Source organism: Sphaerisporangium perillae (assembly GCF_023276435.1).
In the GTDB taxonomy this organism is placed as follows: domain Bacteria; phylum Actinomycetota; class Actinomycetes; order Streptosporangiales; family Streptosporangiaceae; genus Sphaerisporangium; species Sphaerisporangium perillae.
The window spans coordinates 166,863-193,074 of the sequence record NZ_JALLPO010000003.1; the positions used below are offsets into that span (position 1 = coordinate 166,863).

Consider the following 26,212-nt stretch of genomic DNA (forward strand, 5'->3'; position numbering starts at 1 on the left):
GGCTGCAGTTCCGGGGGGCTTTCTCGGATTCTCCTGCGGAGACCCCCGCTTCGCGTGAGATCATGCCGAGCACCCCCAATCCGGGCATGATGTCGGGAGGTTCGCCAGCGATGGCCCCTGAGTCCACCAGCCGGCCCACGCGACCCCCGGCATGGCCGGAGATGCCCCCACCTCCCCCACCGCCCCCCGCCTCCGTGTTCGACCCGCTGCCGTTCGGCGGCCGTGACTCCGCAGAACCTCAGTCATCCTGGGAAGCCTCGCAGTACGGCTCGCGCGAGCCGACCGGGCAGACCGCCTTCCCCCCGCCGCCACCGCTTCACGACGCCTCGTTCCCCCCGCAGCCCACCGGGCCGCAGCAGTACACGCCGTCGCCGACCGGACCGCAGTACGCCCCCCAGCACAGCGGGCCGCAGTACGCTCCCTCGCCGACCGGCCCCTCGACAGGACCTCAGCACTACGCTCCCCCGGCGTCCGGCCCCTCGACCGGGCCTCAGCATCACACGCCCTCCCCCACCGGCCCTTCGACCGGACCCCGGCAATACGCTTCTCCGGCGACCGGCCCGCAGCCGGGCGGGGCACAGCACGCGGGATCCCAGCAGTACGCTCCTTCGGCGACCGGCCCGCAGCCGGGCGGATCCCACCAGTACACGCCGGCGGGAACCGGCTCCCAGCCGGGCGGATCCCAGCAGTACACGCCCGCAGGGACCGGGCAGCCGCCGGGCGCGTCGCAGCAGTATGGCCCTGCGGAGACCGGGTCGCAGCAGTACGGTCCGGCGGGGAACGGACCGCAGCAGCAGCCGTTCTCCCAGCAGGCGTCCGCGCCGACGGCGACCGGCGCGTACGGCGCCACGCGGCAGACCCAGGCCCCCGAGGCGCCCGGGCAGCCCTTCCGGCTCCCTGACGACCCCCCGGCCGCCTCGGCGTACATCCCGGCGGGCACCGAGACCACGATCCGCGTGCCCGGGCCCGCGGCCCCCGCACAGCCGGGGCGGCGGCGCGCGGCGCCGCCGAGCGACCCCCAGAACCCCGACTACAAGCCCTTCGTCACCGCCGGTCAGATCAGCGGCCCCAAGACCCCGCCGCCCGAGCGCCAGCAGGAGCTCTGGAACACCGTCTTCGGGGAGAACTACGAGGCGATGGGCGAGGACTCTGAGGACACCGGCGGCGGCAGGCGCGTGTGGCTGCTCGCCCTCACCGCCTCCGTCGTGGTCGCCCTGGTCGCAGCCCTGCTCTGGGCGTTCCTCGCGGGCCCGCTGCGCTCCTCCTCCGCCGACGACACGACGGCCACCCCGGAAAAGAGCTCCGCGAAGAGCACCCCCAAGGCGTCATCCTCCGGCAAGGCGGGCACGAGCACCGCGAAGCCGCAATCCATCGGCAAGCTGCCGAAGTACTCCGGCGACTCCTCGCCGCGCGCCGGCATCCTCACCGACAAGGCCTCCGCCATCAGCGTGGTACGCCTGGGCGGGCCGTGGCGGCTCGACCTGCGGTCGCAGCACATCCAGTCGACCTACGGCTTCGCGACGCGCCAGTACGTCGCCGCGGGCGTCGACACCTCGGGCACTCCGCAGTTCGCCCAGGTGATGACCGGCCCGCTGGCCACGAGCCTCGCCTCCAAGTACTCCGCGTCCAAGCCCGACAATCTCGCGCCGGTGATCAGTGCCGTGGCCTTCGCGGCGCGCAACAAGTTCTTCCCTACGGGCAACAAGGTCGTGAAGACCGCCGAGCAGCGCGTCGCCGCCGGCGGCCACCCCGCACGCCTGGTCGCCTACCAGATCATGGCCGGAGGCACCAAGACCACCCTGGTGGTCGCCGCGGTGAGCACCGGCGCCGACCTGCCGGTCATCGTGTACATGTCGGTACCGGACAGCAAGAAGGAACTCCTCCCCGACGTCAACACCGTCTTCTCCTCAATCAGACCCGCAACCCCCGCCTCCTGACCACCCCACGGCCAACCCACGACGACGGTCCACGAACGTCCCGTGACACTGGTCCATCGACGTCCCCAGCGTCGCCCGCTTGAACCAGTAAAGAGAGTTTGAGCCGGTCGTCCACCCATGAGATCCGCGCGCACCTGCGACGAGGCGGCATCCAGGCGGTTCTCCCGGAACGGGACCAGATCGCCAACCGCAAGCGCAAGGGCAGTCGCGGAGCGGGCAGGGGACGATCATAGGTGGCGCGTCGGCTGGGGGATGGGGTTAGAAGTCGCAGGGCAGGTGTTTTATGCCGTTGATGAAGCTGGAGAAGAGTCGCTGGGGGTGGCCCGCTTCGATTTGGGGGACGCGCTGGAGGAGTTCGCGGAACATCACCGTGATCTCGCGCCGGGCGAGGTGGGCGCCCAGGCAGAAGTGCGGGCCGGGGCCGCCGAAGCCGACGTGCGGGTTGGGGTCGCGGGTGATGTCGAAGCGGTAGGGGTCGGTGAAGACGGCGGCGTCGCGGTTGCCCGACCAGTAGTACAGGACGGCCTTCTCCCCCTTCTTGTACAGGGTGCCGTTCAGCTCGAAGTCCCTGGTGACCTTGCGCCGCATGTAGTTGACCGGCGAGGCGAGCCGCACGATCTCCTCGACCGCCTTGGGCGCGTGGCCCTCGATGTCGGTGAGCCACCGGGCCTTCTCGCCGGGGTTGCGGGTGAGCATCAGCAGGCCCTGGGAGATGGCGTTGCGGGTGGTCTCGTTGCCGGCCACGACGAGCAGGATGAAGAACGAGCCGAGCTCCTGCAGGGTGAGCCGTTCGCCGTCGACGTTGGCGTTGACCAGGGACGAGGTCAGATCGCCCGTGGGGTTCTCCGCGCGGAACGCGGCGAGGTCCTGGACGAGCTGCTGGAGCTCCATACCGGCGTTGAGCAGGGCCGTCACGATGCTGTCGGTGTCTCCCCCGGGCACGTACTCGGGGTCGGAGGCGCCGAGGATGATGTTCGAGCGGTCGAAGACGAAGAGGTAGTCCTTCTCCGGGATGCCCATCATGTCGCAGATGATCTTCAAGGGCAGGCGGGCGGCCACCTCGGTGACGAAGTCGCAGCCGGGCCCCTTCTCCAGGAGCTCGCCGACGATGCGCACGGCGGCGTCCTGCACGTCGTCCTCGAACTTCTGGATCATCCTGGGAGTGAAGGCCCGCGACACGATCCTGCGGAGCCGCGCGTGCCGGGGGTCGTCCATGTTGATCATCGAACCGAAGTACTCGGCGAACTCGGCCGGCATGTCGGCGATGTTGGTGGCGCCGCCGTCCCCGGAGCAGAAGACGTCGGGGTTGCGGCTGATCTCGATGATGTCGGCGTGCCGGACGATGGCGTGGTAACCGTCGCCCTTCGGCGCGAACGACAACTCCGGCTCGGCGAAGAACACCGGCGTGTCCCGCTCCCGCAGCAGCTCGAAGGCGTGCTCACGCTCGGCCATGGGCCGTGCCCAGAAGTCCCACTCTGACAGGTCGATCTGGTCGTAGGAGGTGATGGGCTTGCGGTCGGGGGGCGTGTCCACGGTCATGCTTCCATGATTGAGAGAAGTGGTCACTTACGTCAAACGGGACGGCATGGGAACGGTCACCGGGCACCCGCCGTACGGTGGCGCCGGCATCGCCCTGCCCCGTTCCCGCATCGCCTTGGGCCGCGGGCGGGCGATCGCCGCGGCACGATGCCGCCCGCCGCGTGCGGCTAGCCGGTTCGGTAGTTCATGTGCTTGATGCCGTTGATGAAGTTCGACAGCAGGTAGTCGGGCTCGCCGACCGAGCGGATGGCGGGCAGGCGGGTGAACAGCTCGCGGAACATCACCGTGATCTCCCGTCTCGCCAGATGGGCGCCCAGGCAGTAGTGCGGGCCGGGGCCGCCGAAGCCGACGTGCGGGTTCGGGCTACGGGTGATGTCGAAGACGTCGGGGTCGGCGAACACCGCCTCGTCGCGGTTGGCCGAGTTGTAGAACAGCAGGACCTTGTCGCCCTTCCGGTACTGCCGGCCGTTCATCTCGTGATCGCGGGTGAGGGTGCGGCGGAACTGGATCACCGGCGTGGCGTACCTGATGATCTCTTCGACCGCGCCGGGGATGCGGGCCTCGAAGTCGCTCAGCAGCAGCTCGCGCTGTCCGGGGTTGTCGGTGAACAGCTTCAGGCCGTGGGAGATGGCGTTGCGCGTGGTCTCGCTGCCCGCGACGACCAGCAGGATGAAGAACGAGCCGAGCTCCTGGGCGGTCAGGTGCTCCTCGCCGTTGACCAGCATTCCGGTGAGGTCTTCGACGGGCGCGCCTCGCCGCTCCCGGCCGAGCCGGCGGGCCAGCGCGCTGAGCCGGTGGCCGGCGCCGAGCAGCCTGGCGAGGCCCTTGGCGACGTTCCACCGGGTGATGTCGGGCCGGATGCCGCTGTACTCGGAGTCGGCGTTGCCGAGGATGATGTTCGTACTCCGGAACACCATGTCGTGATATTTGGGCGGAATGCCCATCATGTCGCAGATCACCTGGACAGGGAGGCGCGCGGCGATCTGCGGGACGAAGTCGACGGGCCCCTCGGCGATCGCCCGGTCGACGATCTCGCGCGCCGCCCTGGCGAGGTCCTCCTCCATCTTCGCGAGGATCTTCGGGGTGAAGGCACGCGAGACGATCCTTCGCAGCCGCGCGTGCCGCGGGTCGTCCATGTTGATCATCGAACCGAAGTAGACGGCCATCCACCTCGGCATGTCCGGGATGCTGTTCGCGGTCGGCTCGCTGCTGAAGACGCCCGCGTTGCGGCCGGCCTCGGTCACGTCCGCGTGCCGCACCAGCGCGTAGTACCCGGGGCCGTGGCCGATGAACGGGATCTGGTTCTCCTTGGTGAACACCGGCCGGTCGAGCGCCCGGAGCCGCCGGAAGGCCTCCTCGCGCTGCCGTGGCGGCAGCCCCCAGAAGGGGATCTCGGAGAGATCGATGTCACTCACGCCTGCCGTCATCCCGGACGCACCTCCGGCCCCGATCGTTTGAGAAAGTGACCACTTACGTCAAGAGGCCCGGACGAGATCGGCCGCCTTTTCGGCGATCATGATGGTCGGGGCGTGGGTGTGACCGCGGTTGAGCGTCGGCATGACCGAGGCGTCGACCACGCGGAGCCCCGGCACCCCGATGACGCGCAGCGAAGGGTCGACGACCGCGTCGTCGTCGGTGCCCATCTTGCAGGTGCCCGCCGGGTGGTAGAGCGTCTCGCTGCGCTCGCGCACGTACCGGGCGAGCTCCTCGTCGGTCGCAGCGCCGTCGTAGGGCTCCATCGGCCCGCCCGCGTACGGCTTGAGCGCCGTGGTGGCGAACGCCTCCCTCGCCTTCTTCAGCCCGGCCACCATCCGCCGGACGTCGGCCTCGGCACTCAGATAGCAGGGGTCGATCACCGCGTCGGCGCCGTTCAGCGTGATGCGTCCCCGGCTCTCCGGCTGGAGCAGGATCACGCCGATGGTGAGGCCGTGCCCGGGCGGCGGGGTCATTCCGTGGTCGACGAACGGCGCCGGAGCGAACAGCAGCTCGATGTCGGGCGCGGGCTCCTGCGGGGTCGTCCTGATGAAGGCCACCGCCTCCCCCACGTTGGAGGTGAGCATGCCGCGGCGGCCCAGCAGGTAGCGGGCGTAGTTGCCGACCGACTCCGCGCCGGCCAGGGTGACCCGCTCCGGGCACTCCAGCACGATCGCCGAGGCCAGGTGGTCCATGAGGTTGCGGCCGACGCCCGGCAGCTCGTGCCGCGGCTCGACCCCCGCGGCCCGCAGCGCGTCCGGGTCGCCGACGCCGGAGAGCATGAGCAGGTGCGGAGAGCCGATCGCCCCCGCCGAGACGATCACCTCCCTGGTCGCCGTCACGCGCCGTCCCTCGCCGTACTCGACGCCGGTGGCCCTGCCGTCCTCGTCGAACAGGATCTTGCGCGCCTGTGCCGCGGTGAGCACGGTGAGGTTCGGGCGCCGCATCGCGGGGCGCAGGTAGGCGTCGGCGGCGCTCCACCGGCGTCCCCGTTCCTGGGTGACCGGCGTCTGCGAGAAGCCCTCGTTGGAGGCGCCGTTGAGCTCCTCCAACCTGGTCAGCCCCATCTCCTCGCAGGCGCGCAGGAACGCCCCGGTCGTCACGTTCGGGTCGCGCAGCTCGGAGATGTAGATCGGCCCGTCGGTCCCGTAGACCTCGCCCCGGTTGGAGCCGACCCGCCGCTCGGAGCGCCGGAAGTACGGCAGGACCTCGTCGTACGACCAGCCCGGCAGGTTCCAGCCGTCGTAGTCCGCGCGGTGCCCCCGCACCCACATCTGCGCGTTGATCGAGGAGGACCCGCCGAGGGTCTTGCCGCGCGGCCAGTACAGCTCGCGCCCGGACATCTCGGTCTGCTTGGCGGTGGTGTAGTTCCAGTCGTAGCGGGTCTTGAAGAGCTTGGAGAAGGCGGCGGGGACGCGGATCTCCAGCTTGCGGTCCGCCCCGCCGGCCTCCAGCAGGGCCACCCGCACCGATGGGTCCGCCGAGAGCCGGTTGGCCAGGACGCAGCCCGCCGAGCCCGCTCCGACGATGACGTAGTCGTATTCCATTGTTCCTCCGGGGGAAGGTTGAGCGGCCTTCCCCGTACTTACGCCGGTTATCGGCCCACGTCCACGCTCGTTACCGATTAGTAGCTATTGGCTGCGAAGATGTCGCCGTCCCCAGCGGGCCCCGCGACCTCGCGTCGCGCCCGGCCGGGGTGATCGGTACCAGCGAGGAGGAAGTGCACATGCTCAATCTGTCGGTCGTCCTTGAGGACAGCGCTCGAGAGCGTCCGGACCGCACGGCCGTGGTGTTCGGCGACCTGCGCATGCCGTACTCGCTGGTGAACTCCCTGGCGAACCAGGTCGCCGACCTGCTGGCCTCCCGGGGGATCGGCAAGGGCGACAAGGTCGCGCTGGCGTGCCCGAACCTGCCCTACTTCCCCTTCGTCTACTTCGGCATCCTCAAGGCGGGCGCCACCGTCGTCCCGCTCAACGTGCTGCTGCAGTCCCGGGAGATCGCCTACCACCTGCGCGACTCCGAGGCCAAGGCGCTGTTCTGCTTCGAGGGAAGCCCCGACCTGCCGCTCGGCCAGCGCGGCCACGAGGGCTTCCGGGAGGCGATCTCGGACGGCGAGCCGCACTCCGACGACTTCTTCCTGCTGCCCGCCACTCCCCTGGCCACCGAGTCGGGCATCGAGGGCGTGCAGACCATCTGGAGCGCCCTCGAGGGCCGGTCGGACCGGTTCGAGACCGTGGCGACCGCGCCGGACGACACGGCCGTGATCCTCTACACCAGCGGGACCACCGGGCAGCCCAAGGGCGCCGAGCTGAGCCATCAGAACATGCTGATGAACGCCATGGTCTCCGACGAGATGTTCGAGCGGGCCGGCGACGACGTGTTCCTGGTCACCCTGCCGCTGTTCCACTCCTTCGGCCAGACCGTCATGATGAACACCGGCTTCCGCCGCCGGGCGACCCTGGTGCTGGTTCCGCGCTTCGATCCGGCCTCGGCCCTCGCGCTGATGCGCGACGAGGCCGTGACGATGTTCGCGGGCGTGCCGACGATGTACTGGTCCCTGCTCACCTCGATCCACGCGGACGGCACCGAACTGCCCGCCACCCTGCAGACCGCGGTCGCGGGCGGCGCGTCGCTGCCCGTCGAGGTGCTCAAGGACTTCGAGAAGACCTTCGGCATGCCGGTGCTGGAGGGGTACGGCCTGTCGGAGACCTCCCCGGTGGCCAGCTTCAACCAGCCGGGCAGGGTGACCAAGGCCGGTTCGATCGGCACCCCGATCTGGGGCGTGGAGATGAAGCTGGTCGACACCGGGTGGAAGACCATCGAGGGCGAGGGACCGGGCGAGATCGCGATCCGCGGCCACAACGTGATGAAGGGGTACTACAACCGGCCCGAGGCCACCGCCGACGTGATGAACGACGGCTGGTTCCGCACCGGGGACATCGCCACCAGGGACGCCGACGGCTACTACTTCATCGTCGACCGCGCCAAGGACATGATCATCCGTGGTGGGTACAACGTCTACCCCCGCGAGCTGGAAGAGGTCCTGATGACGCACGAGGCGGTCTCGCTGGCCGCCGTCGTCGGCGTCCCGCACGCCTCGCACGGCGAGGAGATCAAGGCGTACGTGATCCTCAAGCCCGGCGCGGCGCTCACCGAGGACGCCCTCATCGCGTGGTGCAAGGAGAACATGGCGGCCTACAAGTACCCCCGGCTGGTCGAGTTCCGCGAGTCCTTCCCGATGACGGCCAGTGGCAAGATCCTCAAGCGCGAGCTGCGCTGACGCCTGGGCCACAGGCGACCTCCAGACCATCGACCTATCCCAAATCGGGGCAAATACGAGGAGGCCGGGTCGAACGATCTCGGGACCACCGAATTGGAGGCGATGCCATGGATGTCCGCGAGCAGATGCGGCGGGTCCCGGAGCTGGACAGGTTCCCCAGCGTGGACGAGATGCACGCGGAGCTCGACCGGCTCGCCGCGCGCTACCCCGGCCTCGTGCGGGTGCGCCGGATCGGCACCTCCCGGCTGGGAGAGCCGCTCCGGGCGCTCACCCTCGGCACCGGAACCCGCGACGCCCTCGTCATCGGCGGCCCGCACCCCAACGAGCCGATCGGCTCGCTCACCGTGAGCGAGCTGACCCGCCTGCTCTGCGAGGACGCCGGGCTGCGCGAGGGGCTCGGCTACCGCTGGCACCTCATCGCGTGCGTCGACCCCGACGGCGCGCGCCTCAACGAGGGCTGGTACGCCCGCCCCGGCGACCGCCGCCACTACGCGAGGCACTTCTACCGGCCGGCGTGGAAGGACCAGGTCGAATGGACCTTCCCGATCGCCGGAGACGGCTACGTCTTCGACCGCAGCCTGCCGGAGACCGAGGCGCTGATGCGGCTCATGGACGAGGTACGGCCCGCCTTCGTCTACTCCCTCCACAACGGCGAGTACAACGGGGCGTTCTACTACCTCAACCGCCGCGACCCCGTCCTCGCGGCGCGGCTCACCGAGTTACCGGGCCTGGAGGGCATCCCGCTGCACCATGGCGAGCCCGAGATGCCCGGCTCCCCGGCGATCGCCCCCGCCGTCTACCTCACCCCGGGTGGCCCGCGCCAGGCCAGGATCTTCGGCGCGGGCGGCGGGAGCGCCGACTACGCCGCCAGGTTCGGTGCCCTCCACCTCATCACCGAGCTGCCCTACTGGGCCGACGAGCGGGTCAGCGACGCCACCCCCACCGCGACGTCCTACGGCGACGTGGTCAAAGCCGGGCTCGCCGCCCAGCGGGAGCTGATCGACATCCTGCGGTCGGCCATGGCGGCGGTCCGGCCCGACCTCGCCGTCCAGTCGCCGTTCCGCCGCTCGACCGAGGACATGCTCGACACCTACCTCAGGTTCGCCGACCAGTGGGAAGGACTCCCCGGCGTCGACCGGCCCGCCACCGTCGCCGAGCAGTTCGGCAACCGGCAGACGCTGCACATGCGCCGGCTGCGCTTCTCCGGCACCTTCCGCCGCATGCTGGACGCCGAGGCGGCCGCCGGCAACCTCACTCCGGCCATCCGGGAACAGCGCGAGCGGCTGCGCGAGCTGTTCGACGGCTGGTGCGACGAGGCCGACGCCGAGTCGGGCGGGCAGCCGATCCCGCTGCGCAAGCTGGTCGCCGTGCAACTGGCCGCCGCCCTGGTCGCCGCCGAGCACGCGCGAGCGAACTCCGGAGGCGGCTGAGCGCCACCGGCCTTCGGGGAGGGAGGATCGGACCCGTCCTGTTCCTCCCGCCCCTCTCGGTGCGCCGACATCGGAGACTCGGCCGTTGACGGCAGGGCCGCGGCGATGCAGTCGAGGACGCGCTCCAGCCCGTTCCGGAACTGGTCGTCGCGGCTCAGGTGCGGCTGGCGGGCCGCATCACGATCTTGGTGAAGATCGGGTACTCCCCGCTCCGCAGCAGCTGGTGGACGCGCGGGGAGCTCCGCGCCATCCGCTCCGACTCGCTGAGCCCGCTACGTGCTCAGCTGAGCCGCATGACTCGCCTCGCGGGTAAGTAAGCGCGCCGCCCCAGCCGAGGTCAGCACCGCCTGCGGGATCGATCGACACCAGAGATCGGCGCTTCCAGGTCTCTGGCTTGTTCGATTCTCGCTAACTGTTGCCCGATCCTGCCTTCTCGGCCGAAGGGGGCCAATGACGCCGCCATGTCCGCCGCATCGCGGGATATGCTCGCGACGCCTTATGCGGCGACAGTCGTCGTGGTGCGGCGAGTCGCGTCGGGCAGGTAGGACATGGCCGACGCTGTGAGGTGCCTGTGGGCGGCGGTGAACTCTTCGGACGCCGTGCCGAGCTCGACCAGCTCGCCGGTTTTCTCGATGCCGCCCGGCAACGCGGCGACGCGCGGTTGCTCTGGGGCGAGCCCGGGGTGGGCAAATCCGCTCTCATAGCCGCTGTGGCAGAGCTCGCCATCACGGCGGACATGCGGGTTCTGCGAGCGTCAGGGTCGGAGTTCGAGGCGGAAGTCAGTTACTCCTGCCTCAACCAGCTGCTTCTGCCGCTGAACGCCGACATCGAGCGCCTCCCGCCCGGTCTGCGGGAGGCGTTGTCGGTGGCGCTCGGTTTCGGTGTGGGGGCGCCCACGGACGCGCTCCTGGTCTGCAACGCGACGCTCTTGCTCGTCAAGGCGGTAGCCGCCGATGCGCCGCTCGCTCTTCTGGTGGACGATGTGCACTGGATCGACCGGGCCAGCGCCGTCGTCTTGAGCTTCGTCGCCCGCCGCCTGGAGGGTACCCAGACCGGGCTGCTGGTCTCCTCCAGAACGGGCGCGGCGAGCTTCCTGGATCCGCGGGGACTGACCGAGATGACGGTCCGGCCGCTGGACCATGAGGCGTCCGGGCAGTTGGTCGACGCTGGTTTCCCGGAGATGCCGCCGCGCGTCCGGCGACGGCTGCTCGACCTCGCCCAAGGCAATCCGCTGGCGCTGACTGAGCTGCCGTCCACGCTGCTGGGTGCTGCGCATCACCCGGTGACCCACCTTGAGGTGGTTCCGCTCAGCGACAGGCTCCAGGCGATGTTCGCCACGCGGATGACTGGTCTGCCGGAGCCGACCCGCAGGCTGCTACTGCTGGCCACGTTCGAGGGCAACGGCGACATCAGGGTGCTCAGGGCCGCCGTGGGGGCCGGGCACGGCCTGGCCGGCCTCGCCCCGGCCGAGCGGGCGCAGTTGGTACGCGTGGACGACGCCACGGCGCGGATCGCGTTCCGGCACCCGCTGATCCGGTCGGCGATCGTGGCGGTGTCCACCCACGAGGAGCGACGCAGCGCGCACCTCGCTCTCGCCGGAGCGCTGGACGTCGACCAGGAACGCCGCGCGTGGCACCTCGCGGCGGCTGCCACCGGACCGGATGAGACGGTGGCGCAGCTGCTGGAGGACTCGGCGCACCGTGTCATGCTCCGCGGAGACGCCTTCGCCGCGGTCGCGGCTCTGATCCGCGCCGCCGAACTCAGCTCGACCAGCGCGAGCCGTGGCCGGCGGCTCGCCGAGGCCGCCTACATCGGTGCCGAAGCCGGCGGCGCCGTCGAGGACGCCCAGTCGCTCCTGACGGATGCGCGCCGGTCGGACCCGGACTCGGCGGGTTCCCTGCTGGCCGCCAACGCGGCCGCCTTCCTGATGCTCAACGGAGACGGCGATGTGAACACCGCGCACCGCCTCCTGGTGGGAGCCATCGAGACCGGCGACCACGGATTCCGCGCCGACAACCCCGCCCTGATCGAAGCCATGCACACCTTGCTGCTGCTGTGCTGGTACGGCAGCGATCCGGAGTACTGGGAACCGTTCTACCGGGCGCTGCGCAGGCTGAAGCCATCGCCGCCCGACGTGCTCGCACTGGCGAGCAAGACGTTCCCCGACCCCGTACGCACCGCGGCTTCGGCCCGGCCGGCGATCGACGAAATCCTCCGCACCCTCCCCGACGAGGGGGATCCCACGCGCATCATGCGGATCGGTACGGCATCGGTGTACCTGGACCGGCTGGCCGACTGCCGCGAGTCCTCATGGCGCCTGGTCCAGCAGGGGCGGGACGGCGGAGCACCCCGCCGGCACCTCGGCGCCCTGATGCACCTGTGCCTGGACGACTACCTCGTCGGCCGGTGGGACGAGGCCGAGGAACTCGCTCTGGAGGGGCATCGGGTCTGTGACGCCAGCGGCTTCTCGTTCTTCGAGTGGTATTTCCTGTACAACAGGGCGATCGTCGCCGCCGGCCGGGGCCGTTTCGACGAGGCGTACACACTGGCCGACGAGATCACGCACTGGGCGCTGCCGCGCGGTGTGTCGGCTGCGGCCCTGTTCGCGCACCATCCGCGCGCCCTGGCTGCGCTGGGCCGGGGCGACTACGACGCCGCCTTCCGGCACGCCGCCGCGATGAGCCCGCCCGGCGTCCTGGCCTCGCATGCACCGCACTGCACCTGGGTCATGTTCGACCTGGTCGAGGCGGCGATGCGAGTCGGACGCACGGTCGAGGCCAGGGCGCACGTAGAGGCGATGCGGGCTGCCGACGTGGCCTCGCTGTCGAGCAGGATGGCGCTGATCCAGGCCGGCGCGGAGGCTCTCGTTCTCGATGACGACGCGGCGATGTCGCGGCTGGAGGCTCTGCTGGCCAGTCCCGCGAGCGAGCGGTGGTTGTTCGACGCGTCGCGGGTACGGCTCGCGTTCGGCACGAGGCTCCGCCGTGGCCGATCGGCGTCGGAGGCTCGCCGGCAGCTGCTCCTCGCCTGTGACGGGTTCGCCGCCATGGGCGCGGAGCCGTGGCTGGCGCGCACCCGGAGCGAGCTGAGCGCGGCCGGCCACCGGCAGGTTGACGTGCCGTCGGGTGGTCCGACCGCCCTGACCGCGCAGGAGGCTCAGATCGCGCAGCTGGCGGCGAGCGGTCTGAGCAACAAGCAGATCGCCGAGCGCCTGTACCTGTCGCACCGAACGGTCGGCGCGCATCTGTACCGGATCTTCCCCAAGCTTGGCGTCACCTCCCGCGCGGGGCTCAGGGATGCGCTGTCGTCGCATCCCGACGAGTCGCGGCCGCCTGCGCGCTGAGCGCTCCGGACTTGGAAGCCTCGTCACACCCTCGATGGTGAGACACAGAGTCGCACCGAGGCATCTGTCATATGACCTAATCGCCCAGGGTCGGTGGTCCCTGGACAGGCCGTTCTCCAGAGGCGTGACTCCACACGCAAGTAGGTCGCCTGCCCCGGGAAAGGCCGTGAACTCGGAGTCGAATGACTGATGTGGGGCCGCCCGGGCGGCGCCGAAAGTGGGGCGCGAGACAAGCGAACAGCGCACCACAGTGAGGAGGTCGTCCCCATGTCTGCCGGCCATGGATTTCACGCGACGATGACGGCGCAGCCGGGTAAGGGCGACGAACTGGTCCAGCTTCTGCTCAACGCACCGTCACTACCGAACAAGGACTGCGTCGTGTTGCTGTTCAGCCGTTCGTCCGGCAACCGGGACGTCGTGCACGTCACGGAAGGGTGGGTCAGCCGGGAGGCGCACGCAATGTTCTTCGCCACCCAGCAGGCGCAGGCGTTGGTCGCACGCCTCCAGTCGCTGCTCGCCGGCGCAGACGCGCCCACTGGTCCCCGATGGACGCGCACGCGTCGCATGACCTGGAGGGGTGACCATGGGTGTGAAACGTGGACACGGCAACGTTCGCTCCACCGGTGAGGACCATCGTGCGACGCCCTTCGAGTTGTTCTTCGACCTGGTCTACGTCTTCGCGATAACGCAGCTCAACGGCTATATGGCCCAGCAGCACAGCGCTCCCGGCGTGCTCCGGGGGCTGCTGATGCTCGCACTGTTGTGGGGCACCTGGTCCGGCTACACCTGGCTGGGCAACCACTCACGAGCCGACCAGGGTCTGCCGCGGGCGGGAATGGTCGTCGCGATGACGGCGATGTTCGTCGTCGGCCTGACCATCCCCGAAGCATGGGACGACGAGCCGCGCGGCCTGAACGGCCCTGTGGTGCTGGTGGGCGCCTGCCTGCTGGTCCGCTGGGTGCACCTCGCGGTCTTCGCGGTGGCCGCGACCGGTGACGCCGGGCTGCGACGGCAGATCGCGATCACTTGGCTGCCCATGCTGACGAGCGCGGTTCTGCTGGTGTCCGGGGCGCTGCTCGGGGGCTGGACACAGGTGCTTCTGTTCTCCGTCGCCCTCCTGGTGGACTGGGTCGGCATCTACCTCACGGCCAGGCACGGCCAGTGGCGGCTGCACAGCCCGGCCCACCTGAGCGAGCGTCATGGCCTGTTCGTCATCCTGGCCATCGGCGAGTCGCTCCTGGCCATCGGCGTCGGCGCCGCCGACCGGCCCATGAGCGGGGCCCTGCTGCTCGCCGCCGTCCTCGGCGTCGCCGTCGCGGTGTGCCTGTGGTGGCTGTACTTCGAGGTGGTGGCACGTGCGGCCGAGCACCGGCTCGGGCGGGCACGGGGCGAAACGAGGCTGCGCCTGGCTGTCGAGGCCTACACCTACGGGCACCTGCCTCTCATCGCCGGCATCCTGCTCACCGCCCTGGGTGTGGAGGGCGTGCTCGCACACGCCGGGGACTGCCGGCCGCTGGGCGTGTTCTCCGCGCTCGCTCTCTTCGGTGGCTTCACGCTGTACCTCGTCGGGCATCTGCTGTTCGAGCGCCGCGTGCACCACACGCTGAGCCGCCCCCGGCTGCTGGCGGCCTGCGCCATCCTTGCGGCCACGCCGGCTGCCGTCGTCCTGCCGCCGCTGGCTGGGCTGGCGGGACTGGTGACCATCCTGATCACTCTGATCGTCGTCGAGACCACCCGGTACGCGCGCGAGCGGGCCAGCCGCGACGCATGCGCCGCCAGCCCCCTGCCATCCGGCCTCACGCGCCCGGGCATGCCGCGCCTGAAGGAAGGAAGACCATGACCAACGACACCCGCAGTGTGATCTCGCTGCGCGTCAACGACGCGACACATCGTTTGTGCCTCGACAATCGCAGGACGCTGCTCGACGCGTTGCGCGAGGACACCGGCCACACCGGGCCGAAGAAGGGCTGCGACCACGGCCAGTGCGGCGCCTGCACCGTGCTGCTGGACGGCAGGCGGGTGCTGTCCTGCCTGACGCTGGCGGTCACCGCCGAGGGCGCCGAGGTCACAACCGTCGAAGGCCTCGCCGGTGACGGCGAGCTGCGGCCGATCCAGCAGGCTTTCGTACGGCTCGACGGGTTCCAGTGCGGTTACTGCACGTCCGGGCAGCTCTGCTCGGCCGTCGGGATGCTGGCCGAGCACGCGGCGGGCTGGCCCAGCGCGGTCACCGCCGATCTCTGCCCGGACGGCCCGGCGCCGGCGTTGGACGCGGCAGAGGTGCGCGAGCGGATGAGCGGCAACCTGTGCCGCTGTGGCGCGTACCCGTCGATCGTGCGCGCGATCCTGGAGGAGGCCCGATGAAGGAGTTCGCCTATCAGCGCGCCTCGGGGATCAGTGAGGCGCTCAGACTGGCCGCCGGGAACGACGACGTCCGCTACCTCGGCGGCGGCACGAACCTCGTCGACCTGATGAAAGCCGGTGTCGAGTCCCCCACCCGGCTGGTGGACGTTCGTTTCCTTCCGCTGGACGGCATCCGGCAGGTACCCGGCGGTGGGCTGGAGATCGGTGCGACGACGACCAACAGCGATCTCGCCGCCCACCCCGAGGTGCGGCGCCGGTATCCGGCGCTGAGCCAGGCAGTGCTGGCGGGCGCGTCAGGCCAGCTGCGCAACATGGCCACGGTGGCAGGGAACCTGTTGCAGCGGACCCGGTGCTCCTACTTCGCCGACCCCTCGCAACCGTGCAACAAACGTGCCCCCGGCAGCGGATGCTCAGCGATCGCCGGCGCGCACCACAACCACGCCGTCCTCAGCTGGTCGCCGCACTGCGTGGCCACGAACCCGTCGGACATGGCGGTCGCGCTGGCCGCCTTCGACGCGGTCGTGCGCTACGAGACCCTCGACGGCGCCGGGGACATCCCACTGGAGGAGTTCTACCTGCCCGTCGGCGACACGCCAGAGCGGGAGACGGCGTTGCCGCCCGGAGCCCTGATCACCGCGGTGCGTCTCCCGGAGTCCGCCATCTCGCCGCTCTCGCGGTATCGGAAGGTTCGCGAGCGCGCGTCGTACGCCTTCGCGACCGTGTCCATCGCCGCCGACCTGGACATCCGCGACGGGGTGGTGCGCAGCTCGCGGATCGCCCTCGGCGGGGTCGCGTCGCGGCCCTGGCGCGCCAGGACCGCCGAGAGCCTGCTGCTGGACGGCCCCGCCACCGCCGACCGGTTCCGGACGGCCGCCGAAGCCGAGCTGGCCGCCGCCGAGCCGTTGCCCGGCAACGCCTACAAGGTGACGCTGGCGCGCAATCTCATCGTGGCCGTCCTGACCGACCTGGCGGCTTCGCCGTACTGAAGGAGATCACCCATGAACGCTGAATCCTCGGTCCCGACGGCCGCGGGAGCCGTCGGGGTCGCGCGGCCCCGCGTCGAGGGCCGAGCCAAGGTCACCGGCGGCGCCCGCTACTCCGCCGACGAGCCGGTGCCGGGCCTGGCCTTCGGCGCAGTCGTCGTCTCCACCATCACCCGCGGGCGCGTCCTCGACATCGACGTCGCGGCCGTTCAGGACATGCCCGGCGTGCTGGGCGTGATCGACCACAGGAATGCGCCCCGGCTCAACCCGGAAGCAGGGCACTTCTTCGGTCCGGACGGAGGGCTGCGACTCCTGCAGGATGACGTGATCCCGCACGCGGGCCGCCCCATCGCCCTCGTGGTGGGCGAGACGCCCGAACAGGCTTATGCCGCCGCCCAGGCGCTGCCGGTGGTCTATGACGTGCGACCGCATGACACGGAGTTCTTCTTCGGCCACCCGGCGGGCCGTCCGGCATCGGCCCTCTTCGACGGGCCCGTGGACGTCGGCGATGTGGACGCCGAGCTGGCCGCCTCCGCGGTAGTGGTCGACGAGAGGTACGGCACGCCCGAGGAGCACTGCAGCGCCATGGAGCCGCACTCGGCGACCGCCTGGTGGGAGGGAGAACGCCTGCAGGCCGTCGACTCCAACCAGGGGCCATACCAGATCGCCGTCACCCTGGCCACGCTCTTCTGCCTGCCTCCGGAGCGGGTGCGTATCCGTGTCGAGCATGTCGGCGGAGGCTTCGGGTCCAAGGGCATGTGCGGACCGCAGCTGATCCTGGCCGTGATGGCCGCGACGCGGTTCGGGCGGCCCGTGCGGGTCACGCTCACCCGCGACCAGGTGTTCCTGGCCACCGCGCAGAGGCCGGCCACGGACCAGGTGATCCGGATCGGAGCCGATGCCGATGGGCGCCTGCGGGCGATCGACCACGTGGCCGCGTTCGAGCTGTCCCCGCTCGCGGAGTACATCGAGGGGTGCACCGAGCTCACCAAGACGCTCTACGCGGCGCCCGCGATCCGCACCCGGCTCACGGCGGTTCCGCTCGACATCCTGCCGCCGTACTCCATGCGTGCCCCCGGCGCGGCGCCCGGCTCGTTCGCGCTCGAATCGGCCATGGACGAGCTGGCGGAGCGCCTGGAGATGGACCCGCTCGAGCTCAGGCTGCGCAACGAGCCCGTCGTCGGTCCCGTGTCCGGACTGCCGTTCAGCAGCCGGAATCTGGTCGCGTGCCTGCGTCAAGGCGCACGCCGGTTCGGCTGGGCAGATCGCGACCACCGGCCGCGGATGCGGCGGGAGGGATCCCTGCTCGTCGGCACCGGGCTGGCCGCCACGTCCTTCAGCACCGGGGCGTTCCCCTCGACGGCGTCCATCACGGCCGAGCCGGACGGCACCTTCACCGTGGTCGTCGCCGCCACCGACCTGGGCACGGGCGCCCGCACCGCGCTGACCGCGATCGCGGCCGATGCGCTGGAGGTCGGCGTGGAGAAGATCGGGCTTCGGATCTCCGACAGCGACCTCGGCCCCGCGTGGAGCGCGGGCGGGTCCCGCGGGACCGCGTCCTGGGCGTGGGCGATCACCGAGGCCGCGGCGAAGATGCGCGGCCCGGAACGGCCGGCGACGGTCACGGCCGACACGGCGCACCTGCTCGGCGAGCTGCCATCCAGGGAACGACACGCCTACAGCGCCGTCTTCGCCGAGGTCACCGTCGACCCGGCGACCAGTGAGGTGCGCGTGCGGCGGCTGCTCGGGCTGTTCGCCGTGGGCCGGGTGATCAACCCGCTCATGGCCCGCAGCCAGGTCATCGGGGGAATGGTCGGCGGGCTGTCCATGGCTCTGCACGAAGAGGGCGTCCGTGACCCGGTCTCGGGGCGGCACGTCAACCCTGACTTCGCCGGCTATCACATCGCCGCACACGCCGACGTTCCCGACATCGAAGCCGAATTCGTGCCTGACCACGAACCCGGCCTCCCCATGGGAGTCAAAGGTGCCGGTGAGATCGGGAACGTCGGCACCGCGGCTGCGATCGCCAACGCTGTCTGGCATGCCACTGGGGTCCGGCAGCGGCAGCTGCCGATCCGTCTCGACCGCGTCCTGGAGGACTGACCACCACGGAACTCAGCTCGTGGCGCGCAGGCGCACGGCGTCCTGGCTGGGGGATGCCCCGAACTGGCGACGGTACTCGCGGCTGAACTGCGACGGACTGTCGTAGCCCACGCGGCGGCCGACAGCGGCGATGTCGGCGGGAGCCGCCGCAAGCTGGAGTCGCGCCTGCTGGAGCCGGATCTGTTTCTGGAACTGGATCGGGCTCATCGCGGTGATTGCATGGAAGCTTCGGTGGAAAGCGGAGACGCTCATCCCCGCCAGCTTGGCCACGTCCTCGACCCGGAACGGCTGCGGGTAGTGGTCACGGATCCACTGAACAGCGCGCGCGATGTGGCTGAGGCTGCTGTCAGGCAGGCCGAACTGGCGGATGACGGGGCCCTGGTCGCTGGTGATGAGCCGCCAGAGAATCTCTCGTTTGATGAGGGGCGCGAGGACGGCGATGTCTTGGGGGCGGTCGAGCAGGCGCACCAGGCGGACGACGGCGTCGAGGAGTTCGGCCGAAGCGGTGCTGACGGCCAGGCCCGGCGGAGCGTCGTCACCGAGTTCCGGGAGGTCGCCGGGAGCCGCCTGCAGCAGTACCTCGGCGACGGTGGCCGGATGCAGGGTCAGCCCGACCCCGAGCCCCGGCAGCTCCGGGCTGGCCTTGGCGAAGTGGGCGGTCACCGGCAGGTCGACCGAGGCGACGAGGTACTGCCCCTCCCGGTACTCGTAGACCGTGTCGCCCAACGCGAACCGTTTCACTCCTTGCGCGACCACAGCCAGCACCTTGCCGTAGGTCGTCGGCGTCGGCGGCTGGGGGTGTTCGGCCTTGAAGATCAGCACGTCCTCGATGGAAGTCCTCAGATCAGGCCGAGCATGGCGGTTGAGAAGATCGCGTAATTCGTCGAGGACCATGATCCCGATTCAAGCAGCACCCGCGGACGGCGTCGATCTGGTGGTCGGGGTTCTGGTCAGCGGTCGAGACCCGCGCGCACCCGGTGCCGGCGCGACCAGCCCGCCGCCTGGTTGAACAGCGCCTGCGGGCCCTCGGCGTGCGTTCCTCGACGCCGAGCTGCGCGGCCAGGTGCTCGACCACCGGCCACGGAACAGACCGATGTACGGACCGTGCACATCTGGAGGGCGGACCCGAGCTGGTGATGCTTGGCCCGCCGCAGGGCGATCAGGTCCCGATCGACATCGTCCAGGAAGAAGAACCGCTCCAGCTCGGGCCTCTCCGGACCTGCTCCGGGCGGTGCGGACATGCTCAGACGGCCGGCCGTTATGAAACGGCCGGCCGTCAGAAGCGGTCGAGCGAGTGCCCGCCGGTCGCCGCGGGCGGGACACGCCCCCGGCCGTCACGGGCGGCCGGGCACGTGACCGGTTGTCAGGGCCAGTCGATCGAGGGGCGCAGCGGGACGCCCGACGTGCCGTTCTCGTCGAGCTTGACCCCGAGCACCTGGTGGAGCTGGACCTTGTTGCGCTCGAAGCCGACGATGCAGCCGGCCATGTAGAGCCGCCAGACCCGCGCCGTGCCCTGCCCGACCTCCTCGACCGCCTCGTCCCAGTGGTCGTCGAGGTTGGCGACCCACTTCTCGAGGGTCTTGGCGTAGTGCTCGCGGAGGTTCTCCTCGTGCCGGATCTCGAACCCGGTGTCCTCCATCTCGCGGATCAGATGGCCGACCGACTCCAGCTCGCCGTCGGGGAAGACGTACCGGTTGATGAAGCCACCCTTGTTGATGGTCCGCTCTTTGCCGGTGGGCCGGGTGATGCAGTGGTTGAGCAGCCGGCCGCCGGGCTTGAGCTTGCCGTACAGGAACCCGAAGTACCCGGCCAGCTGGTCCTTGCCGATGTGCTCGGTGAGCCCGATCGAGCTGACCGCGTCGAAGCCGCTTTCGGTGACGTCGCGGTAGTCGAGGTGACGGACCTCGGCCAGCTCCGACAGGCCGGCCTCGGCGATGGCCTTCTGCGCCCACTCGGCCTGCTGGCGCGACAGCGTCACGCCCAGGCCCTTCACGCCGTAGTGCTTGGCCGCGTGGATCACCATGCCGCCCCAGCCGCACCCGACGTCGAGCAGGCGCATGCCCGGCTTCAGGCCGAGCTTCTTGGCGACCAGGTCGAACTTGGCGAACTGCGCCTCCTCCAGGGACGAGCCGTCCTCGGGGAAGGTCGCGCAGGTGTAGGCCATGGAAGGGCCGAGCACCCACTCGTAGAACCGGTTGGAGACGTCGTAGTGGTGATGGATCGCCTCGGCGTCACGCTGCTTGGCGTGGCGGCTGCCGAGCCTGGCCATCGCGCTGCGGCGTACCTCCTGCGGCGGCGGGGGAACGCGCATCAGCAGCGGCTTGAGCCCGAGCGACCGCGCGACGGAGATCTTCTCCCGCGCCGGCAGGTCGTCGAGGGTGAGCTGCGCCATCTCCGACAGCAGGGTGTACATGTCGCCGTGCACGTCGATGTGACCGGCGATGTAGGCCCGGGCGAGCCCCATCTCCCCGGGAGACTGGGCCAGGTAGGCCACCGCGATGGGCGACTTCACCTCGATGCGGACAGCGGCGCCCGACGGTCCGGCCTTGCTGCCGTCGTACGCGACGAACTCGACGTTCGCCTCCGGCCCGACGATCTTCTCGAAGATCTGGGCGAGTGTCATGGAACCAACCTCCTCAACGCCCCCGTACGCATTTGTCGTAGAGGTCGAGCAGCCGTCCGCCCGGGTCGTAAGCCCGTTTGACCGGCCAGTAGGCGTCACCGTTGTAAAGACGCCAGAACTCCTCACGGGGGTAGAACGATGTCGAGTACAGGGACTTGTGGCCGCCCAGCTCATGCACGGAGTTCTCGATGAGACGGTTGTGGTAACCGTCGAACTGTCCGCGAGGCAAGGCGACCATGCCCCAGAACCCGAAGTTCACGTAGAGCTTTCCCGGCTCCAGCGGGTAGACCGGCCACTCGCCCGTGGCCTTGAGCGGGCACATCCATACGGGCGTCATGCCCACCTTGTCGTGGAAGAATTCGAGGAAGTCGGCGCCCTTCTCGACCGGCACCTCGACGTCCTGGATGACCGACTCCTGGGCCGGGTTGCCTCGCCACCGGTCGACCCGCGCCGTCACGCCGTACTTCTGGTCGAGCCCGACCAGCTTGCGGTAGACGTCCGAGCGCAGCCAGCGCCGGGGCATCAGCGAGCGCACGAGCGGCTGCTGCACGCCGTAGGCCCGCGAGCACCAGAACCAGTCGGTGTCCCAGCGCCACAGGTAGTCGCGGATGGTCAGCCAGTCGCGGGTGCGCGTGCGGATCGACTGGTAGTAGATGCGCATCCCGGTGTAGTCGGAGGCGTAGGGCGCCCGGTCGGCGAACTGCCCGACGGTGATGTACATCTCGCCGGGCTCGAAGAACGTGCCGTCGATGAAGTCGACCTTCTCGCCGTCGTACTGCCCGCTGTCGCAGATCTCCTGCATGGCCAGCATGCACTTGCCGGCGTCGGAGAACGGGATGTGCGTCAGCCGCACGAACGGCTGGACGGGGAGCAGCTTGATGCGCAGCCTCAGCGCGTAGCCCAGCGTGCCGTAGGAGTTGGGGAACGCCTTGAACAGCTCGCGGTGCTCGTTGTCCGCCGTGGCGACGACGACGCGGCCGTCGCCGGTCAGGATCTCCATCTCCTCGACCGACTCGTGCGGCAGGCCGTGCCGGAAGCTGGAGGACTCGATGCCGAGCCCGGTGACCGCGCCGCCCAGCGTGATCGTCTTGAGCTGCGGGACGACGTACGGCATGAGACCGGCCGGCAGCGTGGCGTCGACGAGGCGCTCATAGGTCGTCATACCCTGGACCTCGGCGGTCCTGGTCTCGGGGTCGACCTGGATGACCTTGTCGAGGTCACGCGCGGAGAGCTTGGCCGTCTTCCCCGCCTCGCGGAACCGGAAGAGGTTCGTGGTCGGCTTCGCGAGCCGCGGGGAGGCGCCCTCCGGGAGGGCGGTGTAGGACTCCCTGATCTGCTCGACAGCCCTTCGATGGGCTGTCATCTGGGCGGTCGTCCTCACCGTGCGATCTGGCATGCCACCACCCCCTATGACTAAGTACGTGGAGATCGTCGCTATGACGCTATCTCCTGTGTTGACCATCGACCAGAGTAGACACGTTAAACCCGCGCAAACTCAGGGCCCCCCTTCAGACCCGTGTGGCGCAGGGGTTAGCGTCTTGTTCCCCATGGTGAGACGGCAGGCCGCACCCGCCGTAACAAGCGTTTGCTCGCTATCGTGATGCGGTCTATCGTCGGCATCGCACTCAAGGGAGACGGCCATGAGTCGGAACGACGATCCGCACCCGCAGGACCAGGCCGGCCGGCGCGCCGCCGGCCCCGATCCGGACGCCTCGCGGACTCCGGAGGCAGGCCTTCAAGGCCCGCTGGCGGGCGTACGCGTGCTGGAGCTGGCCGGTCTCGCTCCAGGACCCTTCGCGGGGATGATGCTGGCCGACCACGGCGCCGAGGTCCTCCGGATCGACCGGGTCTCGACCGTCGCCGGGAGCGGCGACCGTCCCCGCTCCGACGTCATGGACCGCGGCAAGCGGACGATCGGGCTCGACCTGAAGTCACCCGACGGCGTCGCCGCCTTCAAGGAGCTGGCCGCCGGCGCCGACGTCGTCATCGAGGTGTTCCGGCCGGGCGTGGCCGAGCGCCTCGGCATCGGCCCCGCCGACCTGCACGCCGTCAACGACCGGCTCATCTACGGCCGCCTCACCGGCTGGGGCCAGGACGGCCCCCTCGCGCCGACCGCCGGGCACGACATCGACTACATCGCCATCGCCGGCATCCTGTCCATGCTCGGCCGGGAGGGCGGCAAGCCCACGCCGCCGATCAACATCCTCGGCGACTTCGCCGGCGGAGGCCTGATGCTGGCGTACGGCGTGCTGCTCGCCCTGTTCGAGCGCGAGCGCACCGGCCGGGGCAAGGTCATCGACGCCGCCATGGTGGACGGCGCGGCCACGCTGTTCGCGATGTTCTACCACGCCTCCCAGGCGGGCTTCTGGGGTCCGCGCGGCACCAACCTGCTCGACACCGGCGCCCCCATGTACGACACCTACGAGACCGCCGACGGGCGTCACGTCGCCGTCGGCTCCCTGGAACCGGCCTTCTGGGCCGAACTCGTCGCCAGGACCGGCCTGACGGACCTGCCCGACCGCGACGACCGCGCCAACTGGCCCGAGATCCGCGAACGCCTCGCGGCGGCGTTCAAGTCCAAGACGCGCGCGGAGTGGGAGCAGATCTTCGAGGGCTCGGACGCGTGCGTCTCGCCCGTCCTGGACATGGGGGAGGCGGCGCGGCACCCGCACAACACCGCGAGGGGCGCGTTCGTCGAGGTCGGCGGCGTCACCCAGCCCGTACCCGCGCCACGCCTGCTGGGCAGCGGCCACGGCGACCTCGCACCGGCGACCCGGCTGCACGACCTGTCGGCGTGGGGCCTCCCCGACGACCGCGCGAAGGCCCTGCGCGAAGCGGGGATCCTGGCCTGACCCCAGGCCGGGACCTGAACACTGCCACCGCCCCCGGCGATGCCCGTCATGCCCACTCCGCGCGACCTGGTCGCGCCTACGCCTGCGCGGCCTCCCTGCCGTAGGTCGCCTGGACGGGGGTCTGGCCGGGCAGGACGGCCAGGTAGAGGTCGACCCCCGCCCGGTGGTGGACCTCGAGGTCGGTGGTGAAGGCGCGTGCCGGGACCCCGCCCGCCTCGGTGTGCCGCCACACCTGCTGCCAGGCCTCGATCAACGCCTGTGGCATCGGGCCATGGGCCTCGACCTTGAGCGACTGCACCCCCGGCACGCGGACCGCGACCATGCCCTCCGGCAACCCCGCCGCCGTGCGCACGGCCACGCCCACGATCTGGGTGTAGGCGCCCTGCAGACCGCTCTCGTAGTCGATCAGCACGGCATAAAGGTTCTCGTCCACGCGACCGGGCACGTGGGCGAAGGCCCCCGGCGCTCCCGCCCGCGCCCACAGGGCCGGCAGCTGCGCCCGCGAGGGATCGGCCTCCGCGGCGTTGGTGGTGCGCACGGCATGGCCGACGACGAGCACCTCCGGCCTTTCAACGATGATCATAGCGCCTCCAACTCCAGGGCCACCTCGCCTGACTCGATCGCGCGGTCAATGTATCCGCACCGGCGGATCGCCGTCTCGATCATCGCGCACAGAGGAATCGGCAGGGGTGCCCGCTGAGCTTATCTAGCGACATATCGCCCAGCTGACCTGGGAAGCCCCATTGTTTACCATGAATCGCATAGGCTGAACCAACGTGCGATTCCTCAATGATCAGGCGCCCATCTACGACCTGACCTACAGCGACGTGTTCATGGTCCCGTCGCGCTCGGCCGTCGGCTCGCGGCTCGCCGTCGACCTGGCGACCGGCGACGGCACCGGCACCACCATCCCGATCGTGGTGGCCAACATGACCGCGGTGGCCGGCCGCCGCATGGCCGAGACCATCGCAAGGCGCGGCGGCATCACCGTCATCCCGCAGGACATCCCCATCGACGTCGTCGCGGGCGTCGTCGACTGGGTCAAGAAGCGCGACCTGGTCCACGACACACCCATCACCCTCACCCCGCACGAGACCGTCGGCGAGGCGCTGAACCTCCTGCCCAAGCGGGCACACGGCGCGGTCATCGTCGTCGACTGGGAGAACCGGCCGATCGGCGTCGTCACCGAGGCCGACTGCCACGGGGTCGACATGTTCACCCAGCTCTCCCAGGTGATGTCGGGCTCGCCGCTCACCATCCCGGCCGGCACCGATCCGCAGGCCGCGTTCGAGATGCTGCACAGCGGGCGCCACCGCCTCGCCCCCGTCGTCGACGGGGACGGCAGGCTCGTCGGCGTCCTCACCCGCACGGGCGCGCTCCGCGCCACGCTGTACCAGCCCGCGGTCGACGCCCAGGGACGCCTGCGCGTCGCCGCCGCCGTCGGCATCAACGGCGACGTCACCGCCAAGGCCAAGGAACTGCTGGACGCCGGCGTCGACTGCCTGGTCGTCGACACCGCGCACGGCCACCAGGAGAAGATGCTGACCGCGCTGTCGGCCGTGCGCGCCCTCGACCCGGGCGTCCCGCTGGCCGCCGGAAACGTCGTGACCGCGGCGGGCGTGCGCGACCTGGTCGAGGCCGGCGCCGACATCGTCAAGGTCGGCGTCGGGCCGGGCGCGATGTGCACCACGCGGATGATGACCGGAGTCGGCCGGCCGCAGTTCTCGGCCGTCCTCGAATGCGCGGCCGAGGCCCGCGGGCTCGGCAGGCACGTATGGGCCGACGGCGGCGTGCGCCACCCGCGCGACGTCGCCCTCGCCCTGGCGGCCGGCGCCTCCAACGTCATGATCGGCTCCTGGTTCGCCGGCACGTACGAGTCCCCGGGGGACGCGCGCACCGACGCCAACGGGCGCCGGTACAAGGAGAACTTCGGCATGGCGTCCGCGCGAGCAGTGCGGCTGCGCACCGCCGAGGACACGCCCTTCGACCGCGCCCGCAAGTCGCTGTTCGAGGAGGGCATCTCCACGTCCCGGATGTACCTCGACCCGGTCCGGCCGAGCGTCGAGGACCAGATCGACGCCATCGTCGCCGGCCTGCGGTCGTCCCTCACCTACACCGGCGCCACGACCCTCGAGGAGTTCCACGAGCGGGCCGTCGTCGGGATCCAGAGCGCGTCGGGCTACTCGGAGGGCATGCCCCTGCACCAAAGCTGGTGACCCGCGTCGAGCGTCAGAGCGCCCGAGGCGAGCGCCGGCACCACCGGCGACCGGCACGCCGCGCGCCCCGCG

General features: G+C 70.4%; 19 protein-coding genes. 11 read left to right on the forward strand and 8 right to left on the reverse strand.

Going from position 1 to position 26,212, the window contains the following annotated elements:
• The first annotated feature begins 110 nt into the window (after positions 1-110).
• Positions 111-1,937 (forward strand): hypothetical protein, encoded by a 1,827-nt coding sequence (locus MYF83_RS04325; protein ID WP_248958838.1) that lies wholly within the window; start codon positions 111-113, stop codon positions 1,935-1,937.
• 258 nt (positions 1,938-2,195) lie between these two features.
• On the opposite strand, the gene MYF83_RS04330 is transcribed toward MYF83_RS04325, so the two are convergent.
• The 3 genes from MYF83_RS04330 to MYF83_RS04340 all read right to left on the reverse strand — a co-directional run bounded on the left by MYF83_RS04330 (position 2,196) and on the right by MYF83_RS04340 (position 6,496).
• Positions 2,196-3,476 (reverse strand): cytochrome P450, encoded by a 1,281-nt coding sequence (locus MYF83_RS04330; RefSeq protein ID WP_248958839.1) that lies wholly within the window; start codon positions 3,474-3,476, stop codon positions 2,196-2,198.
• Positions 3,477-3,643: 167 nt separating this feature from the next.
• Positions 3,644-4,903 (reverse strand): cytochrome P450, encoded by a 1,260-nt coding sequence (locus MYF83_RS04335; protein WP_248958840.1) that lies wholly within the window; start codon positions 4,901-4,903, stop codon positions 3,644-3,646.
• Between the two features lie 48 nt (positions 4,904-4,951).
• Positions 4,952-6,496 (reverse strand): GMC family oxidoreductase, encoded by a 1,545-nt coding sequence (locus tag MYF83_RS04340; RefSeq protein ID WP_248958841.1) that lies wholly within the window; start codon positions 6,494-6,496, stop codon positions 4,952-4,954.
• 179 nt (positions 6,497-6,675) lie between these two features.
• On the opposite strand from MYF83_RS04340, the gene MYF83_RS04345 reads away from it, so the two are divergent.
• From MYF83_RS04345 to MYF83_RS04380, 8 genes are all read left to right on the forward strand, one after another.
• On the forward strand, positions 6,676-8,229 hold the full coding sequence (locus MYF83_RS04345; protein WP_248958842.1) for a long-chain-fatty-acid--CoA ligase: 1,554 nt from the start codon (positions 6,676-6,678) through the stop codon (positions 8,227-8,229).
• Between the two features lie 107 nt (positions 8,230-8,336).
• Entirely contained in the window at positions 8,337-9,659 is a 1,323-nt protein-coding gene (locus MYF83_RS04350; protein ID WP_248958843.1) for a M14 family zinc carboxypeptidase, read from the forward strand.
• A 571-nt stretch (positions 9,660-10,230) separates the two neighbouring features.
• Entirely contained in the window at positions 10,231-13,002 is a 2,772-nt protein-coding gene (locus tag MYF83_RS43595) for an AAA family ATPase (protein ID WP_248958844.1), read from the forward strand.
• Positions 13,003-13,269: 267 nt separating this feature from the next.
• Positions 13,270-13,629, forward strand: a complete 360-nt coding sequence (locus tag MYF83_RS04360; RefSeq protein ID WP_248958845.1) for a putative quinol monooxygenase — start codon at positions 13,270-13,272, stop codon at positions 13,627-13,629.
• Positions 13,586-14,842, forward strand: coding sequence for a low temperature requirement protein A (locus tag MYF83_RS04365; RefSeq protein WP_248958846.1), 1,257 nt, complete (start codon positions 13,586-13,588; stop codon positions 14,840-14,842). The genes MYF83_RS04360 and MYF83_RS04365 overlap by 44 nt, the downstream gene beginning before the upstream one ends.
• The gene (locus tag MYF83_RS04370; protein ID WP_248958847.1) at positions 14,839-15,363 is read left to right on the forward strand and encodes a (2Fe-2S)-binding protein; all 525 of its coding nucleotides are present in this window, start codon (positions 14,839-14,841) and stop codon (positions 15,361-15,363) included. Before MYF83_RS04365 ends, MYF83_RS04370 begins: the two co-directional genes overlap by 4 nt.
• Positions 15,360-16,349 (forward strand): FAD binding domain-containing protein, encoded by a 990-nt coding sequence (locus MYF83_RS04375; protein WP_248958848.1) that lies wholly within the window; start codon positions 15,360-15,362, stop codon positions 16,347-16,349. Before MYF83_RS04370 ends, MYF83_RS04375 begins: the two co-directional genes overlap by 4 nt.
• 12 nt (positions 16,350-16,361) lie before the next feature.
• Positions 16,362-18,449, forward strand: a complete 2,088-nt coding sequence (locus MYF83_RS04380; protein ID WP_248958849.1) for a xanthine dehydrogenase family protein molybdopterin-binding subunit — start codon at positions 16,362-16,364, stop codon at positions 18,447-18,449.
• Positions 18,450-18,461: 12 nt separating this feature from the next.
• Here MYF83_RS04380 and MYF83_RS04385 read toward each other — a convergent pair whose 3' ends face one another.
• The 4 genes from MYF83_RS04385 to MYF83_RS04400 form a co-directional block, all read right to left on the reverse strand.
• Positions 18,462-19,343 (reverse strand): AraC family transcriptional regulator, encoded by an 882-nt coding sequence (locus tag MYF83_RS04385; RefSeq protein ID WP_248958850.1) that lies wholly within the window; start codon positions 19,341-19,343, stop codon positions 18,462-18,464.
• A gap of 56 nt (positions 19,344-19,399) precedes the next feature.
• Entirely contained in the window at positions 19,400-19,690 is a 291-nt protein-coding gene (locus MYF83_RS04390) for a DUF4158 domain-containing protein (RefSeq protein WP_248958851.1), read from the reverse strand.
• Between the two features lie 122 nt (positions 19,691-19,812).
• Positions 19,813-21,072 (reverse strand): SAM-dependent methyltransferase, encoded by a 1,260-nt coding sequence (locus tag MYF83_RS04395; RefSeq protein WP_248958852.1) that lies wholly within the window; start codon positions 21,070-21,072, stop codon positions 19,813-19,815.
• Between the two features lie 13 nt (positions 21,073-21,085).
• The gene (locus MYF83_RS04400) at positions 21,086-22,435 is read right to left on the reverse strand and encodes an FAD-binding oxidoreductase (RefSeq protein ID WP_248958853.1); all 1,350 of its coding nucleotides are present in this window, start codon (positions 22,433-22,435) and stop codon (positions 21,086-21,088) included.
• Between the two features lie 277 nt (positions 22,436-22,712).
• Here MYF83_RS04400 and MYF83_RS04405 point away from each other — a divergent pair, with 277 nt between their 5' ends.
• Positions 22,713-23,924: a CaiB/BaiF CoA transferase family protein gene (locus MYF83_RS04405; RefSeq protein WP_248958854.1), complete on the forward strand. Its 1,212-nt coding sequence runs from the start codon at positions 22,713-22,715 to the stop codon at positions 23,922-23,924.
• Between the two features lie 76 nt (positions 23,925-24,000).
• Here the strand turns inward: MYF83_RS04405 and MYF83_RS04410 are convergent, their stop codons facing one another.
• Positions 24,001-24,507: a GyrI-like domain-containing protein gene (locus MYF83_RS04410; protein WP_248958855.1), complete on the reverse strand. Its 507-nt coding sequence runs from the start codon at positions 24,505-24,507 to the stop codon at positions 24,001-24,003.
• Positions 24,508-24,700: 193 nt separating this feature from the next.
• Here MYF83_RS04410 and MYF83_RS04415 point away from each other — a divergent pair, with 193 nt between their 5' ends.
• Positions 24,701-26,140: a GuaB1 family IMP dehydrogenase-related protein gene (locus tag MYF83_RS04415; protein ID WP_248958856.1), complete on the forward strand. Its 1,440-nt coding sequence runs from the start codon at positions 24,701-24,703 to the stop codon at positions 26,138-26,140.
• Positions 26,141-26,212 lie beyond the last annotated feature (72 nt).